Source organism: Bacillus sp. V26, assembly GCF_034296245.1.
In the GTDB taxonomy this organism is placed as follows: Bacteria; Bacillota; Bacilli; order Bacillales; family Bacillaceae; genus Bacillus; species Bacillus halotolerans.
This window is the reverse complement of record NZ_JAXKQF010000012.1, coordinates 1-15,606: the sequence shown is the minus strand read 5'-3', so window position 1 is coordinate 15,606 and position 15,606 is coordinate 1. Positions and strand designations below refer to the sequence as shown.

The window sequence follows — 15,606 nt, the reverse complement described above, 5'->3', positions numbered from 1 at the left end:
CGTCCTGAGCCAGGATCAAACTCTCCGATAAAGTAGTTTGACTGACTACGCACATCGCTGTGCGATTTTATAATAAAACTTGAATTAACAGGTACGTTTTGTCTTGTTTAGTTTTCAAAGAACTTTGCAATCGCTCTTTAAGCGACTTTATTATGATAACATTTCCTGCTGTTTCCGTCAACAACTTTTTTTCGTAATTTCTTTAAAAAGCTTATCCGTCATCAGCGACGTATATTAGAATAACACCCTTACGTCTTAAAGTCAACATATAATATGAATTAAACAATAAAATGCTTAATCACTACTAACGCTGCTATTCCCGGTATGCCCAAAATTCCGCTTATGGCTGTTGTGACAATATTAATCGGCACATGGATGCCAAGGCTGCCTCCGAACATGTTCACACATACCAGCAACAAAGCACCCGCTACACATTTAACAGCAGTTATACCAATCCACTTTAAAGGCTTTGCAGGCGAACCTGATAAAAATAGAAGAACAACTAGTCCTAAAATAATCCCTATAATAAAAATAGGCTCCATGAATCTTCTCATCCCCTTCACTTGTTCTAGTACAAGCTTATGAGAAGATCCAGGAGTTTAGACCACTTACTTCCACCGGCTGATTTTCAAATTCCGCTGTTTCGCTTCCCTCAAGTAAAAAAAATACTTTGCTTCAGCTACCTTCAGCTCGCATAAAACCTCAGCTGATGGTTCAAGGCTTTTTTCAACCAGCTTCTTTTGCCTGTTCCACTCTTCCTTTTGCTTAAAAAGCTGCTCGATTAGTTTTTCATCAAACTCTCTTCTCAATGTTTTCTTGCGAAGAAAACCCATGGATCGCTTTTTCCTCCCTTACAATTCACGTCTTCCTTCAAGTGCTTTAGAAAGAGTGACCTCATCAGCATATTCCAAGTCACCGCCGACGGGCAGTCCGTGGGCAATACGGGAGAGCTTAATACCAGATGGCTTCAAGAGCCTTGATATATACATCGCTGTTGCTTCCCCTTCTATATTAGGGTTTGTTGCGAGAATCACTTCTGTCACTTGATCATCCTGTAATCGTTTTAACAATTCTGGTATTTTTATATCCTCTGGTCCGATGCCGTCCATTGGAGAAATGGCGCCGTGGAGAACATGATACTGGCCGTTGTATTCTTTCATTTTCTCCATAGCAATAACATCCTTAGGGTCTTGCACAACACAGATAATGGACTTATCCCTTCGTGAATCTTCACATATATAACAAGGGTCCTGATCTGTAATATGCCCGCAAACTGAGCAATATGTCAGATTGCGTTTCGCATTTACCAACGCTTTCGCAAAATCTAATACCACATCTTCTTTCATACCTAGAACAAAAAAAGCCAGACGGACCGCTGTTTTCGGTCCGATCCCTGGCAATTTCATAAAGCTGTCGATCAGCTTTGATATTGGTTCAGGATATTGCATTTTCTTTTATCCCCCTAGAACAAACCTGGCATGTTCATTCCTTTTGTAAATTGACCCATTGTTTCGTTTGTGATCTCGTCAACTTTTTTCAAGGCTTCATTCGTTGCAGCAAGCACTAAGTCCTGGAGCATTTCGATATCTTCCGGGTCAACTACATCTTCTTTAATGATGACATCCAGAATTTCTTTTTGGCCGTTTGCTTTAACTGTTACCATACCGCCGCCTGCAGTTCCTTCAACTACCTGTTCTGCAAGCTCTTCTTGGGCCTTTGCCATATCCTTTTGCATCTTTTGCATTTGTTTCATCATTTTTTGCATATTTCCCATTCCGCCACGCATATTATCCACTCTCTTTCATTTTGTTAGTCTTTTATTTCAATTAAATCCGCTCCGACAAGCTTTTTCGCTTCTGCAATAAGCGGGTCTTCTTCAGCCGGCTCATTTGATCCTTCATTTTCCTGCTGATGATCTACTAAAAATTCTTCTCTTATTTTACCCCATTGTGCTTCTGGAACACCAATCAAATCCATTCTTTTTCCGAGCATAGATTCTAAAATCTGTTCAAGATTAGTCCGGACACCGTTGTTATCCTCGGCGACCATTTTACAATGTATTTCATATTTGAATTTCAGTACAAATGCCGAAGAAGCTGCAGCCACAGGTTCACTGTCATTCAGCAGTGCAGCATGCGATACTTTGTTTTGCTGTTTCAGGTGAGCCAGAAGCTTGCCCCAGCTGCTTCTGAGCTGATCAAGGTCCGTTCTCGTTGCTTCCTTCAAAATTTCATGAATTCTGCCTACCGGCGCTTTGTAATTGGATTTCCCGCCTTTTGGCGCACGCGGCGTCTCTTTTTTCGGACTTTCCGCCGCTGCTTTTACGCCGGTTGTTTTGAGCCGTTCTACTTCTTGCTCAAGCTGCTGGATCTTTTTCATCAGCATATCAACTTCAGGCAGGTCTGCAGCAGCTGGTTGATGAGACGTTTGGCAAATCTTCACCACAGCCACTTCAAAGAAGATACGGGGATGGTTCGTCCATTTCATTTCCTGGTGGCTCTTGTTCAGGATATCAATCATTTCATATATCGCCTGGGTCGGAATTTGTTCACTCAATTCACGGAACGTTTCATCGACTTTTACTTTTTCCAGTACACCCTCTAAGCCAGGAGCTGTTTTGAACAGCAGCATGTCCCTGAAATAGAAAATCATATCCTCTATCAGCTTCGCCGGGTCTTTCCCTTGCTGAAGCAGCTCATTCAATGTTTCCAAAGCTTCAGAAACATGTTTTTCATGCAGAGATTGCGCAAGCTTACCTATATATAATTGAGAAACTGCTCCGGTAATCAGAAGCGCATCATCAACTTTTAGCGCGTCGCCGCTGAATGAGACTGCCTGATCAAGAAGGCTCAAAGCATCCCTCATACCGCCATCTGCAGCACTCGCAATAATGTCGAGCGCCCCTTCTTCAACCTGCAGCTCTTCAGCTTCAACTATTTTGTTCATACGTCCGACAATCGCTTGGGATGTAATTCGCTTGAAGTCAAAACGCTGACATCTGGAGATAATGGTTAAAGGAATTTTGTGCGGTTCTGTTGTTGCTAAAATGAAAATACAATGCTCAGGCGGCTCTTCTAATGTTTTTAATAACGCATTAAAGGCGCCGATAGAAAGCATATGCACCTCATCTATGATATATACCTTATATGTGACGGCCGATGGGGCAAACTTCACTTTGTCGCGGATGTCACGAATTTCATCAACACCGTTGTTAGAAGCGGCGTCAATTTCTATGACATCGGATATGGACCCGTTTGTTATCCCTTTACAGGCTGCACATTCGTTACATGGCTCATCAACAGGAGCGTGTTCACAGTTGACAGCTTTGGCAAATATTTTGGCCGCACTGGTTTTTCCCGTACCCCTTGGCCCGGAAAACAGATAAGCATGAGAAAATTTCTTTTGCAAAAGGGCATTTTGAAGCGTTTTTGTAATGTGCTCTTGTCCGACCACATCTTCAAAGCGCTGAGGCCTGAATACTCGATATAAAGCTTGGTAACTCACGGGTGCGCCCTCCTCCGTTATTCATCATTCCCATTATACATGAACCGTGTATCGATTCCAAAAGCTCTTTTACATAACAAAAAACTCACCTAATATTAGGTGAGTTTGAAAATTTGATGATTGATTTACCGTGCACCTTCTGTCGATTCGCTACCCTAAGCGTTACTTAAGCAGTTAGCTCGGCCCAGGCAACCCTGCGGCACATGAGAGGTTTCACTTAATGCTGCTTCCTTCCGGACCTGACATGGTTCATGAATTCCCATTGCGCAGGACCCAAACGTCAACACCACTTACTTAAGGCAGACCTTAAAGTAAACGAACCTCGAGAAGGGATTCGGCCCCGCTAGAGCGGATTGCGGGTACAGGGCACCGCTACCTCCCCGCTTAGCACGGCAAAATAAATATCAAATTTTATGTCGCATCTATGACGATGCACACATAAGTATATCGTTTCCCCCTGAAAATTGCAACCTTACTACTCAGACAAGTTTTTCCTAGAAGCTTTCTTCTTTTTTCTCAGATCTCTGAAAAACGCACTGAGCATTCCTCCGCATTCTTCCTCTAGCACACCGCTCACCACTTCAGCCTGATGATTAAAGCGTTCTTCCTGAAGAAGGTTCATTAACGTGCCTGAACAGCCTCCTTTTGGATCAAATGCGCCAAATACCACTTTCTCCACGCGTGAAAGCACGACAGCTCCGGCACACATCGGACAAGGCTCAAGGGTAACGTAAAGTGTTGCGCCTTCCAGCCTCCATGTTCCAAGTGATTTGCACGCTTCATCAATCACAAGCATTTCCGCATGAGCGATTGACCGCTGCTCTGTTTCTCTTAAATTGTGCGCGCGCGCCACGATTTTATCATTCACAACAAGCACGGCCCCGATCGGCACCTCGCCTTTCGCTTCAGCTTTTTTCGCTTCTTTTATTGCTTCTTTCATATAAAGTTCATCTTGATTCATCAGATTAGCTCTCTTTTCAAAGTTTTTTCCTTACCTAAATAGGCTACATATTAACTATAACTTAAACAGAAAGGAGACTGTCGATGTCTAAAGCAGACACAGCTCTTCTCATTGTAGACATGATCAATAATTTTGAATTTGATATGGGAGAAAGTCTCGCCAACAAAACAGAAAAAATCGTTCCTCACATTTTATCATTAAAAAAGCACGCAAGACAAAACGACTGGCCGATTATATACATTAATGATCATTACGGGCTTTGGCAAGCGGATATCCAAAATATCCAGCAAGAATGTGAAAACGAGAAAAGCAAGGCCATTATCGAAAAGATATCGCCCGAGGATGCCGACTATTTTTTAATCAAGCCGAAACACTCCGCTTTTTATGAAACAGCTCTCCATACCCTCCTGACTGAATTACAGGTGAAACGCATTGTCTTGACAGGGATAGCGGGAAATATATGCGTGCTGTTTACTGCTAATGATGCTTACATGAGAGAATACAGCATTACAATACCTAAGGACTGCATTGCTTCTAACAGCGATAAGGACAATGAATTCGCTCTAACCATGATGGAAAATGTTCTTTTCGCAGAAATTACAACGGAAGAACAAATTACAGAAAAACAAACATGATTAGCGCTTTCCTTTCATACATTGTAGCGATATGAAAGGAGGCGTTTTTCATTCAAATTTATGTGGTGAAACAAGGCGACACTCTTTCTGCTATCGCTTCACAATACAGAACAACTGCAAACGAAATCACAGAAACGAATGAAATACCGAATCCCGATAGCCTTGTTGTCGGACAAACCATTGTCATTCCAATAGCTGGCCAGTTTTATGATGTTCAACAAGGTGATACCCTGACATCCATCGCACAGCAATTTAATACAACAGCAGCTGAGCTTGCCAGGGTGAACCGCATCCAGTTAAATACCGTGCTACAGATTGGTTTCCGTTTATACATTCCTCCAGTTCCAAAAAGAGACATCGAATCAAGCGCTTATTTGGAGCCCCGCGGAAATCAAGTCAGCGAAAATCTCCAGCAGGCGGCCAGAGAAGCATCGCCATACTTAACGTACCTTGGCGCATTCAGTTTCCAGGCACAGCGTGATGGAACCTTAGTCGCACCGCCTTTAACGAATTTAAGAAGCATTGCAGAGAATCAAGGCACGACACTGATGATGATTATAACGAACCTAGAAAACCAGGCATTCAGCGATGAGCTCGGCCGGATCCTTTTGAACGACGATACTGTGAAAAGAAGACTTTTGAATGAAATAGTCGAGAACGCCAGAAGATATGGCTTCCGTGCTATTCATTTTGACTTTGAATACTTACGGCCCCAGGATAGGGAGGCATATAATCAATTTCTCCGCGAAGCAAGGGATCTTTTCCATCAAGAAGACTTAGAAATTTCTACGGCGCTTGCCCCTAAAACAAGCGCAACACAGCAGGGCAGATGGTACGAAGCCCATGATTACAGAGCACACGGTCAAATTGTCGACTTCGTTGTTCTCATGACTTATGAATGGGGCTACAGCGGCGGACCTCCTCAAGCTGTTTCTCCAATTGGCCCTGTTCGGGACGTCATCGAATATGCTTTGACAGAAATGCCTGCGAATAAAATTGTCATGGGCCAGAATTTATATGGGTATGACTGGACGCTGCCATTTACAGCTGGCGGAACTCCGGCAAGAGCAATTAGCCCTCAGCAAGCCATTGTCATAGCTGATCAAAACAATGCCGACATCCAGTATGACCAAACCGCTCAAGCCCCTTTCTTCCGCTATACTGATGCAGAAAACAAAAGGCACGAGGTGTGGTTTGAAGACGCCCGTTCGATTCAGGCAAAATTCAATCTGATTAAAGAGCTTAATTTAAGAGGGATCAGCTACTGGAAGCTGGGACTTTCCTTTCCTCAAAACTGGCTGCTGCTTTCTGATCAATTTCAAGTTATCAAAAAGACGTTCCGTTAATTTGGAAACGTCTTTTTTTCATAGGGGAATCCAAGGGTTGTGATACAATATGAAGGTCAGCAATTGACGGACGTTTTTTAGAAATAAGGAGGATTCCAATGAATACAGCCCCTTTTATCGCAGTCGAAGGTCCTATCGGGGCAGGAAAAACAACGCTCGCGACGATGCTTTCACAAGAGCTTGGATTCCCTATGATCAGTGAGATTGTTGAGGATAACCCATACCTTGATAAGTTTTATGACAACATAGAGGAATGGAGCTTCCAGCTTGAGATGTTTTTTCTTTGTCACAGGTACAAACAGCTTGAGGATACCAGCCATCACTTTTTAAGTGAAGGACAGCCTGTGATAGCTGATTACCACATTTATAAAAATGTGATTTTTGCGGAACGAACGCTGTCAGAACAGCAGCTCAACAAATACAGAAAGATTTATCATCTTCTTACCGACGATCTTCCAAAGCCAAATTTCATCATTTACATAAAGGCAAGTCTGCCCACATTGTTACACCGCATTGAAAAACGCGGGCGTCCCTTTGAGAAAAAAATTGAAACAAGCTATTTGGAGCAGCTGATCGCAGATTATGACATCGCCATCAAGCAGCTGCAGGAAGCAGATCCTGATCTTACGGTGTTAACAATAGATGGCGATTCAGAGGATTTCGTTTTGAATAAGAGCGATTTTGAACGTATTGCCGCCCATGTAAAGGAGCTTATAAAATGAAGGAACATCATATCCCTAAGAATTCAATCATTACAGTAGCAGGAACAGTAGGTGTCGGAAAATCTACTTTAACAAGAGCATTGGCTAAACGGCTTGGCTTTAAAACCTCTCTTGAGGAAGTCGATCATAACCCATACTTAGAAAAATTCTATCATGATTTTGAACGCTGGAGCTTCCATCTGCAAATCTACTTCTTAGCTGAACGATTCAAAGAACAGAAAAATATTTTTGAAGCCGGCGGAGGGTTTGTACAAGATCGTTCTATTTATGAGGATACTGGAATTTTTGCAAAAATGCACGCTGACAAAGGGACGATGTCAAAGATTGATTATAAAACCTATACAAGCCTGTTTGAAGCAATGGTCATGACACCGTATTTCCCGCATCCTGATGTGCTGATCTATTTAGAAGGCGATCTGGAAAACATATTAACCCGGATTGAAGAACGAGGACGTGAAATGGAGCTTCAAACAGACCGGTCTTATTGGGAAGAAATGCACACGCGTTACGAAAACTGGATCAGCGGTTTTAACGCCTGCCCTGTCCTAAAAATCCGTATTGAAGATTATGACTTGAAGAATGATGAAAGTTCTATCGAGAATATTGTTGATCAAATCGCAACTGTCATTCATGAAACGAAAAAAAAGTGAATCTCATGACCTGAGATTCACTTTTTTATGATATGAAAAAATCCGTTGCGAACGATGCAACGGACAAAACAATCTCCAATATATGCTTGAGTTTCATTAGAATTAAAATCAATATGGCGGAGGAAGAGGGATTCGAACCCCCGCGGGCTTTGACACCCCTGTCGGTTTTCAAGACCGATCCCTTCAGCCGGACTTGGGTATTCCTCCGTATCGACAAGACTTACTATATCATGAATGTTTTATGATGGTCAAGCATTTTTAAAAACTTTTTTTGTTTTCATGAAAATGTTTAATTCAAATAGCGAAAAGGCGTGCCTTATCAGGCACACCTTCTCCGCATTACGCTTTGATGACTTCTCTATTTCCCATATAAGGACGAAGCACTTTTGGTATAATGACGCTTCCGTCTTCCTGCTGATAATTTTCTAAAATAGCGGCAACTGTTCTTCCGACTGCCAGACCTGAGCCGTTCAATGTGTGTACATGCTCTGGTTTGCCTTTCGCTTCACGTCTGAAACGAATGTTCGCACGTCTGGCTTGGAACGCTTCGAAGTTGCTGCAAGAAGAAATTTCACGATATGTGTCTTGGCTCGGAATCCAAACTTCTATATCGTATTTTTTCGCAGCCGTAAATCCTAAATCTCCCGTACACATGCTCATTACACGGTATGGAAGTTCCAACAGCTGGAGCACACGCTCAGCCTGGTTTGTTAGTTTTTCTAACTCATCATAAGAATCTTCCGGCTTTACAAACTTCACAAGCTCCACTTTATTAAACTGGTGCTGACGGATTAATCCGCGTGTATCGCGCCCTGCTGAACCAGCTTCTGAACGGAAGCAGGCACTGAATGCCGCATAATTCATCGGAAGGCTGTCACCTGACAGAATTTCATCCCGATGCATATTTGTGATCGGCACTTCAGCAGTCGGAATCAAGAAGTAATCCTCTTCTCTGATTTTAAACGCATCCTCTTCGAACTTTGGAAGCTGTCCTGTTCCCGTCATGCTTGCGCGATTTACCATATAAGGCGGGATGACCTCAGTATAGTTATACTCATCCACATGAAGGTCAAGCATAAAGTTATAAAGCGCACGCTCCAAACGAGCACCTAAGCCTTTATAAAACACGAAGCGGCTTCCTGTTACCTTCGCAGCACGTTCAAAATCAAGAATGCCGAGCTCATCAGCAATATCCCAATGCGGTTTTGGCTCATGTGCAAATGAAGGTGTTTCGCCCCATTTCCGGATTTCTACGTTATCATCTTCCGTTTCACCGACTGGCACTGATTCATGCGGAATATTCGGGATTGAAAGAAGAATGGTCTCAAGCGCAGATTCTACTGTTCTTAATTCTTCATCAAGTTTTTTAATTTCCTCGCCGACTTCACGCATTTCTTTAATGATGTGATCCGCGTCTTTTTTCTCGCGTTTCAAAGCGGCTACCTGCTGGGATACTTCATTCCGTTTTCCCTTTAGCTCTTCTACTTTTCCGATAAGCTCTCTTCTTTTATCATCAAGCTCCTCGAACTTATCAAAATCTGTTAAGTCTTCGCCTTTGTGTACAAGCTTTGCTTTAATTTCTTGAAAATTTGCTCTCAGCATTTTCGTATCAAGCATGCGAAACACTCCTTTTTTCATTAAATTCATTGAATTATCGAAAATAAAAAGAGCCCTCATCCCCATGAAAGGGACGAGAGCTCTCGCGTTGCCACCCTGATTGAAAACAAGCCATAGACCTGTTTTCCGCTTTCACACATAACGGTTATCCCGTAAATGCCTACTTCATTCAGCATTTCGCTCAAGGATGGATTCAGACAGCATCTTTCACCGATTCGCACCAACCATCGGCTCTCTTAGAAAGAGAGGCTTCCTACTAGTTCCTATCAACGCTTTTCGATCTTTATTTGTGTTTATAATGTACTATAAGTTTCCACAGCTTTCAACTGTTTTATACAAGGGCTTTCTGCTTGTATTCCTCGACCATTTGAACGAAAAGCTTTGTCACTCGATGATCCTCTGTCAGCTCCGGATGGAACGAACAGCCCAAGAAATTACCCTGTTTAGCCGCAACAATGCGTTCGTTATGCTCAGAAAGCACTTCAACATTTTCACCGGCTTCCAAGATATGCGGCGCACGGATGAATACACCAGTGAAGGGTTCGTCCAGCCCTTTAATTGTTAAATCAGCTTCAAAGCTGTCAACCTGCCGGCCAAACGAATTCCGTTCAACAACTACATTCAGCAAACCTAAATGAGCGTTATTTGAACCGGCAATTTCCTTTGCTAAAATAATTAAACCGGCACATGTCCCAAACATCGGTTTTCCCTGAGCAGCAAACTCACGCAATGGCTCCATGAATTGATACGTATCAATTAAACGGCGCATTGTCGTGCTTTCTCCGCCCGGCAAAATTAAACCATCGATTTCGTTTAGCTGCTCTGGGCGTTTAATAACAAGTCCAGCTGCACCGCATGCTTCAATTGCATGAATATGCTCTCTTACTGCTCCTTGAAGTCCTAGTACACCTATTGTTAACATGTCGCAGCTCTCCTATATTCTTACCAGCCGCGTTCTTGCATACGCTGTTCTGGAAGTAAATTTGAGATTTCGATCCCTTTCATTGCAGTTCCAAGCTCTTTTGAAAGCTCTGCAATCAATTTATAATCAGTGAAGTGAGTTGTCGCTTCTACAATTGCTTTTGCGAATTTTGCAGGATTGTCTGATTTGAAGATACCAGAACCAACAAATACACCGTCAGCGCCAAGCTGCATCATAAGTGCCGCATCAGCAGGAGTCGCTACGCCGCCAGCCGCAAAGTTAACGACAGGAAGTTTACCGTCTCTTTTAATTTGTTGAAGCAGCTCATAAGGCGCTCCCAAATTTTTCGCTTCCGTCATCAGCTCATCATCGCTCATTGCAACTACTTTGCGCACTTGAGCGTTTACCTTGCGCATATGGCGAACAGCTTCGACGATATTACCAGTTCCAGGCTCACCTTTTGTACGAAGCATAGAAGCGCCTTCAGCAATACGGCGTGTTGCTTCGCCGAGGTCACGGCAGCCGCAAACGAAAGGAACTGTATATTCATTTTTATTCAAATGAAATTCTTCGTCAGCCGGAGTCAGAACTTCACTTTCATCAATATAGTCAACACCCATAGCTTCAAGCACACGCGCTTCAACAATATGTCCGATACGCGCTTTTGCCATTACAGGGATGGATACAGCATTCATTACTTCTTCCACGATTGTAGGGTCTGCCATACGGGCAACTCCTCCAGCCGCACGAATATCAGCTGGTACACGTTCTAGCGCCATTACAGCGACAGCTCCAGCCTCTTCAGCAATTTTCGCTTGTTCCGCATTGATGACGTCCATGATGACGCCGCCTTTTTGCATTTCTGCCATTCCGCGTTTTACACGTTCAGTACCTGTTTGAGCCATTTCTTGGTCCCCCTAATCAAGGTATAGTATATGATTTCTATTTCTTATTGTATCCTAGAAATCCAATAATTCATATGGATATATCTTATTTTATTCGGTTTTTAGGGCTTTGAAAATCATTTTTTATTAAAAATTGGGTTTTTTCAGTATATTAAGCGAAAGAGCCCTAACATCAATCAGAGCTCTTTCAATTCATTAAAACCAGCCAGTTACTGTATCAACAATGCTTCCCCAGATACCAGCGAAAAATCCGCCGATGCTACGCATTGTTAAAACAAACCAGTTTGCTTTATCTACATTTTCTTTCGTCACAAGGTCTACACCTGCCAGGCTGCTGTTAAGGAATCCATAGTCCTTTTCATCACCTGTATATTCCGCAGTCAGTTTCCCAACCTTCGTCCCTTTTTTCACAGGGGCAGTCAAAGTGTCTTTGTTTAAAGTGACTTTTGCTTTGTAATTCTTTTCTTCACCATTTTTGACAGGAAGAGAAAATGCCTTGCTTGTGACAATGCCTACTTCTTTCTCTTTACCTTTATCTACAGAAATGGTTTTATGGCCTTTTACCTGGTCGCCTTCAGCATAAATTTCTTTCATAGAGAAATTGTTGAAAGCATAATCAAACATTTTTTTCGTTTCATCGAAACGGCCAGTGTGAATGTTGCCTTTTGCGTTTAACACCACAGTGATGACACGCATTCCGTTTCTTTCAGCAGTTCCTGTGAAACATGAACCCGCAGAGTCAGTAGAACCTGTTTTCAGCCCATCTACAGTTGCACCTTTGTACTCGCTGACAAGACCCTTCAGCATAAAGTTCCAGTTTGGCATGTCCATTTCATCATCTGTGCCTTTTCTGAACTTCATTTTTGAGATGCTGGAAGTTTCTAAAATCTCAGGGTAGTCAGTAATCAGGTGATCTGCAAGAATAGCCATATCCTTAGCAGAAACTTCACTTTCTTCATCTACGCTTGTCCCTTCAGGCTGCTTGCCGTGAAGATCTTTGTTTTCAAGACCTGTTGCATTAACAAATTTGTAATTTGTTAATCCCAGTTCTTTTGCTTTTGCATTCATTTTTTCAACGAACTTTGTTTCAGAGCCTGCAATAACTTCTGCAATGGCAATCGCAGCCGCATTTGCAGAATAGATTGCTGTCGCTTGATAAAGTTCTTTTACTGTGTATTTTCCGTCTTTTCGAAGAGGAACGTTTGATAAACTGTTATCTTGGGAAATCTCATACACATAGTCATCAGGCGTATAGGTCTGATCCCATTTTACTTTGCCTTCATCAATTGCTTCTAATAACAGATACTCTGTCATCATCTTTGTCATACTTGCAATTGGCAGTCTTTTCTCTGCATTTTTGCTGTAAAGAATTTTACCTGAAGAAGCTTCGATCATAATAGCAGCTGATGCGTTGATATCAATTGGATCGCTGGCAGCCTTTGCTTTTGACATTGGAGTCAGGCAAGTTACGGCCAGGGTTAAAACAACCAATGACATCAATAGCTGTTTACATTTCTTGATGTTCAATCGTACGACCTCCGTATTTCATTTTTCTTCATCTATAATTAAGCCGTTAAGGACATTTTCAATGCACAACAGTATAAATTTTATCATAATCGGTATAAAAAAAATAGACAGAGTCAGAGACCCTGTCAAATGTTTTTAATTTGTAACAATTTATTTATGAAATTGTATAGTTCGGTGATTCTTTTGTAATCTGTACATCATGCGGATGGCTTTCACGAAGGCCTGCACCAGTCATACGAATGAACTGAGCTTCTTCTCTTAAAGCGCGAAGATCTTTAGATCCGCAATATCCCATACCAGAACGAAGACCGCCGACTAGCTGATAAACTGTTTCTTCAACCGGCCCCTTGTAAGGTGTGCGTCCTTCAATGCCTTCTGGAACGAATTTTTTATTTTCTTCTTGGAAGTAACGGTCTTTACTTCCTTTTTCCATTGCAGCCACAGATCCCATACCGCGGTATACTTTGAATCTTCTGCCTTGGTAGATTTCAGTTTCACCAGGGCTTTCTGACGTACCTGCCAGCAAGCTTCCAAGCATAACAGCATGTCCGCCGGCTGCCAATGCTTTTGCAATATCGCCAGAGAATTTAATTCCGCCGTCTGCGATAATTGTTTTGCCATGTTTTCTTGCTTCAGTCGCACAGTCATAAATCGCTGTGATTTGAGGTACACCAACACCTGCTACCACACGAGTAGTACAAATTGAACCAGGTCCGATTCCTACTTTGACAACATCAGCACCAGCTTCGAAGAGTGCTTTTGTCGCTTCAGCTGTTGCTACGTTTCCAGCGATAATATTTAATTCAGGATACGTTTCACGGATCTTTGTCACTGTGTTTAACACGCCTTGAGAATGCCCGTGTGCTGTATCGATAACAATGACATCCACATTGGCTTCTACGAGCTTTTTCACGCGTGTCATCGTGTCGCCAGTTACGCCAACTGCCGCACCAACGATCAAACGGCCGTGAATGTCTTTAGAAGAGTTAGGGAACTCGATGACCTTTTCAATGTCTTTAATCGTGATAAGACCTTTTAATTTATTTTGATCATCAACGAGTGGAAGCTTTTCAATTTTATGTTTCTGCAAAATCTTTTCAGCTTCGTCTAAAGTCGTTCCAACCGGTGCAGTGACAAGTTCTTCCTTTGTCATGACATCACTGATTTTCATTGAGTAATCAGAAATAAAACGAAGGTCGCGGTTAGTGATAATACCGACAAGCTTTTGGTCTTCTTTGTTATCTACAATCGGAACACCGGAAATTCTGTATTTCCCCATCAAATGCTCCGCATCAAAAACTTGGTGATCAGGAGTTAAAAAGAAGGGATTTGTAATAACGCCTCGTTCAGAGCGTTTTACTTTATCAACTTGTTCAGCCTGCTGCTCGATCGACATATTTTTATGAATGATGCCCAAGCCGCCCTGTCTAGCCATTGCAATTGCCATTGCTGATTCTGTTACAGTGTCCATACCTGCGCTGATGACAGGAATATTCAGCTTTAACGTCTTTGTAAGTTCAACAGATAAATCCACATCACGCGGAAGTACCTCTGACTTAGCTGGTACAAGCAGCACATCATCGAACGTTAAGCCTTCTTTTGAAAATTTACTTTCCCACATTAGTAAATCCCCCTCTTTTCGGCAAAATATTATATGTAGATTATCAACAAGCCAAGAGCATGTCAAGGAACCGAAAAAGAGTTGAAATATTTAGATAACGGAAAGGAATTAGAAATACATATGACATATCATGATTGGAAAGACTTAGCGCTATTTTACTCCGTAGAATCAACCCAGAAATTTCTAGAAAAAGTCTATGTCTTAAATGGTGCAGATGAGGCGAAACAGAACTCTTTTAAAAACAGCGAGCGGTTTATTTTCTTCTTGAAGCATGCTGAATCATTTTATAAGCAAGCCTCTTGCTCGCCTTTAGAAATCAAACCGATTCTTTTATTCTACGGGATGTCACAGCTGATCAAAGCATGTCTCATCACACAGGATCCTCACTACCCAAGCCATACATCCGTTCTCGCACATGGCGTCACAGCACGTAAAAGAAAGAAGCAAAATTATTGTTTTAGCGATGATGAAGTGAAAATACAACGCAACGGTTTATGTATGCACTTCATGAAACACTTATTTGGTCAATCAGGTATAGAAGATGAACGGTATACTATGAAAAAGTTATTAGCCGCTATACCAGAATTAAGTGATCTTTTTCAATTTCAGAAAAAGGAATGCTTTATTACAAAGGTTGAGAAGGAAAAAGACATGGTTTCTATACCAGAGGATATCGTCATTCATTATAAGATGTCCGATTCACGATTTGTTGAATATATGTCTCACCATTTTAAATGGACCTTTTTGAAAAAAGATAAAGATGACCTGCTGTTCCACCTTTCGCGGCAAGACATAAACCCATGGACGTCAATCAGCTTATTATTTGATATGGACAAAAGGCAATATTATATTCCTTCTAAACGAGATCAGTTTCTTAAACTTCCGGAAATAACAATCCATTATTTAATTTTGTACAACATAGGAATGATTGCGAGGTATGAGACAGAATGGTGGTATGAGCTGTTAACGCAGCATGTCAGTGATGATTACGTGTTAATTCAGCAGTTTTTAATGGTAACGGAAAACAAATTTCCTAAATACGTTTTGAAATTCCTGCAACAATATATATAAACAAAAAACCCAGCTCAATGAGCTGGGTTTTACCCTTGCTTGGCGGCGTCCTACTCTCACAGGGGGAAACCCCCGACTACCATCGGCGCTGAAGAGCTTAACTTCCGTGTTCGGCATGGGAACGG

16 protein-coding genes, 1 tRNA gene, 1 rRNA gene, 1 other RNA gene and 1 other annotated feature are annotated in these 15,606 nt (G+C 42.0%); of the genes, 5 read left to right on the top strand and 14 right to left on the bottom strand.

Annotated features, from left to right (window positions below; genetic code table 11):
• Window positions 1-278: 278 nt before the first annotated feature.
• The 7 genes from UJ203_RS20695 to tadA form a co-directional block, all read right to left on the bottom strand.
• The gene (locus UJ203_RS20695; RefSeq protein WP_322013636.1) at window positions 279-542 is read right to left on the bottom strand and encodes a pro-sigmaK processing inhibitor BofA family protein; all 264 of its coding nucleotides are present in this window, start codon (window positions 540-542) and stop codon (window positions 279-281) included.
• A 66-nt stretch (window positions 543-608) separates the two neighbouring features.
• The gene (locus UJ203_RS20690; protein ID WP_024123599.1) at window positions 609-833 is read right to left on the bottom strand and encodes a YaaL family protein; all 225 of its coding nucleotides are present in this window, start codon (window positions 831-833) and stop codon (window positions 609-611) included.
• A gap of 18 nt (window positions 834-851) precedes the next feature.
• Complete coding sequence (gene recR / locus UJ203_RS20685) at window positions 852-1,448, bottom strand: recombination protein RecR (protein ID WP_024123598.1); 597 nt, start codon at window positions 1,446-1,448, stop codon at window positions 852-854.
• 14 nt (window positions 1,449-1,462) lie between these two features.
• Window positions 1,463-1,786, bottom strand: coding sequence for a YbaB/EbfC family nucleoid-associated protein (locus UJ203_RS20680; RefSeq protein WP_014112282.1), 324 nt, complete (start codon window positions 1,784-1,786; stop codon window positions 1,463-1,465).
• A gap of 23 nt (window positions 1,787-1,809) precedes the next feature.
• The gene (dnaX, locus tag UJ203_RS20675; protein WP_322013631.1) at window positions 1,810-3,504 is read right to left on the bottom strand and encodes a DNA polymerase III subunit gamma/tau; all 1,695 of its coding nucleotides are present in this window, start codon (window positions 3,502-3,504) and stop codon (window positions 1,810-1,812) included.
• Between the two features lie 128 nt (window positions 3,505-3,632).
• Window positions 3,633-3,897: signal recognition particle sRNA large type (gene ffs, locus UJ203_RS20670), an RNA gene on the bottom strand.
• 82 nt (window positions 3,898-3,979) lie between these two features.
• Window positions 3,980-4,465, bottom strand: coding sequence for a tRNA adenosine(34) deaminase TadA (tadA, locus tag UJ203_RS20665; RefSeq protein WP_024123596.1), 486 nt, complete (start codon window positions 4,463-4,465; stop codon window positions 3,980-3,982).
• A gap of 83 nt (window positions 4,466-4,548) precedes the next feature.
• Here tadA and UJ203_RS20660 point away from each other — a divergent pair, with 83 nt between their 5' ends.
• The 4 genes from UJ203_RS20660 (at window position 4,549) to dck (ending at window position 7,818) form a co-directional block, all read left to right on the top strand.
• A complete protein-coding gene (locus UJ203_RS20660; RefSeq protein ID WP_010332741.1) occupies window positions 4,549-5,100 on the top strand; it encodes an isochorismatase family cysteine hydrolase in 552 nt (183 codons plus the stop codon).
• A gap of 62 nt (window positions 5,101-5,162) precedes the next feature.
• Window positions 5,163-6,446: a glycoside hydrolase family 18 protein gene (locus UJ203_RS20655; protein WP_322013628.1), complete on the top strand. Its 1,284-nt coding sequence runs from the start codon at window positions 5,163-5,165 to the stop codon at window positions 6,444-6,446.
• 98 nt (window positions 6,447-6,544) lie between these two features.
• Window positions 6,545-7,168, top strand: a complete 624-nt coding sequence (gene dgk, locus UJ203_RS20650) for a deoxyguanosine kinase (protein ID WP_322013626.1) — start codon at window positions 6,545-6,547, stop codon at window positions 7,166-7,168.
• On the top strand, window positions 7,165-7,818 hold the full coding sequence (dck, locus tag UJ203_RS20645) for a deoxyadenosine/deoxycytidine kinase (protein WP_168746738.1): 654 nt from the start codon (window positions 7,165-7,167) through the stop codon (window positions 7,816-7,818). Before dgk ends, dck begins: the two co-directional genes overlap by 4 nt.
• 114 nt (window positions 7,819-7,932) lie before the next feature.
• Here the strand turns inward: dck and UJ203_RS20640 are convergent.
• The 6 genes from UJ203_RS20640 to guaB all read right to left on the bottom strand — a co-directional run bounded on the left by UJ203_RS20640 (window position 7,933) and on the right by guaB (window position 14,410).
• Window positions 7,933-8,025: transfer RNA gene (locus UJ203_RS20640), tRNA-Ser, on the bottom strand.
• A gap of 132 nt (window positions 8,026-8,157) precedes the next feature.
• A complete protein-coding gene (serS, locus tag UJ203_RS20635; protein ID WP_105955737.1) occupies window positions 8,158-9,435 on the bottom strand; it encodes a serine--tRNA ligase in 1,278 nt (425 codons plus the stop codon).
• A 66-nt stretch (window positions 9,436-9,501) separates the two neighbouring features.
• Window positions 9,502-9,714: a binding site (T-box leader), on the bottom strand.
• Between the two features lie 52 nt (window positions 9,715-9,766).
• On the bottom strand, window positions 9,767-10,357 hold the full coding sequence (gene pdxT / locus UJ203_RS20630) for a pyridoxal 5'-phosphate synthase glutaminase subunit PdxT (RefSeq protein ID WP_322013623.1): 591 nt from the start codon (window positions 10,355-10,357) through the stop codon (window positions 9,767-9,769).
• 20 nt (window positions 10,358-10,377) lie between these two features.
• Entirely contained in the window at window positions 10,378-11,262 is an 885-nt protein-coding gene (gene pdxS / locus UJ203_RS20625) for a pyridoxal 5'-phosphate synthase lyase subunit PdxS (protein WP_024123589.1), read from the bottom strand.
• A 195-nt stretch (window positions 11,263-11,457) separates the two neighbouring features.
• Window positions 11,458-12,789 (bottom strand): D-alanyl-D-alanine carboxypeptidase, encoded by a 1,332-nt coding sequence (gene dacA / locus UJ203_RS20620; RefSeq protein ID WP_024123588.1) that lies wholly within the window; start codon window positions 12,787-12,789, stop codon window positions 11,458-11,460.
• Window positions 12,790-12,943: 154 nt separating this feature from the next.
• On the bottom strand, window positions 12,944-14,410 hold the full coding sequence (gene guaB, locus UJ203_RS20615; protein WP_024123587.1) for an IMP dehydrogenase: 1,467 nt from the start codon (window positions 14,408-14,410) through the stop codon (window positions 12,944-12,946).
• A 120-nt stretch (window positions 14,411-14,530) separates the two neighbouring features.
• Between guaB and UJ203_RS20610 the strand changes: the two genes are divergently transcribed.
• Window positions 14,531-15,481: a YaaC family protein gene (locus tag UJ203_RS20610; protein ID WP_322013638.1), complete on the top strand. Its 951-nt coding sequence runs from the start codon at window positions 14,531-14,533 to the stop codon at window positions 15,479-15,481.
• A gap of 37 nt (window positions 15,482-15,518) precedes the next feature.
• Here UJ203_RS20610 and rrf read toward each other — a convergent pair.
• Window positions 15,519-15,606: ribosomal RNA gene (rrf, locus tag UJ203_RS20605) — 5S ribosomal RNA — on the bottom strand; the annotation flags it as partial.

Excerpts from the sequence above, each read along its gene's own strand:
- UJ203_RS20695 (WP_322013636.1), bottom strand. The coding sequence starts at position 542 with ATGGAGCCTATTTTTATTATAGGGATTATTTTAGGACTAGTTGTTCTT.
- UJ203_RS20690 (WP_024123599.1), bottom strand. The coding sequence starts at position 833 with ATGGGTTTTCTTCGCAAGAAAACATTGAGAAGAGAGTTTGATGAAAAA.
- recR (WP_024123598.1), bottom strand. The coding sequence starts at position 1,448 with ATGCAATATCCTGAACCAATATCAAAGCTGATCGACAGCTTTATGAAA.
- UJ203_RS20680 (WP_014112282.1), bottom strand. The coding sequence starts at position 1,786 with ATGCGTGGCGGAATGGGAAATATGCAAAAAATGATGAAACAAATGCAA.
- tadA (WP_024123596.1), bottom strand. The coding sequence starts at position 4,465 with ATGAATCAAGATGAACTTTATATGAAAGAAGCAATAAAAGAAGCGAAA.
- UJ203_RS20660 (WP_010332741.1), top strand. The coding sequence starts at position 4,549 with ATGTCTAAAGCAGACACAGCTCTTCTCATTGTAGACATGATCAATAAT.
- dgk (WP_322013626.1), top strand. The coding sequence starts at position 6,545 with ATGAATACAGCCCCTTTTATCGCAGTCGAAGGTCCTATCGGGGCAGGA.
- dck (WP_168746738.1), top strand. The coding sequence starts at position 7,165 with ATGAAGGAACATCATATCCCTAAGAATTCAATCATTACAGTAGCAGGA.
- serS (WP_105955737.1), bottom strand. The coding sequence starts at position 9,435 with ATGCTTGATACGAAAATGCTGAGAGCAAATTTTCAAGAAATTAAAGCA.
- pdxT (WP_322013623.1), bottom strand. The coding sequence starts at position 10,357 with ATGTTAACAATAGGTGTACTAGGACTTCAAGGAGCAGTAAGAGAGCAT.
- pdxS (WP_024123589.1), bottom strand. The coding sequence starts at position 11,262 with ATGGCTCAAACAGGTACTGAACGTGTAAAACGCGGAATGGCAGAAATG.
- guaB (WP_024123587.1), bottom strand. The coding sequence starts at position 14,410 with ATGTGGGAAAGTAAATTTTCAAAAGAAGGCTTAACGTTCGATGATGTG.
- UJ203_RS20610 (WP_322013638.1), top strand. The coding sequence starts at position 14,531 with ATGACATATCATGATTGGAAAGACTTAGCGCTATTTTACTCCGTAGAA.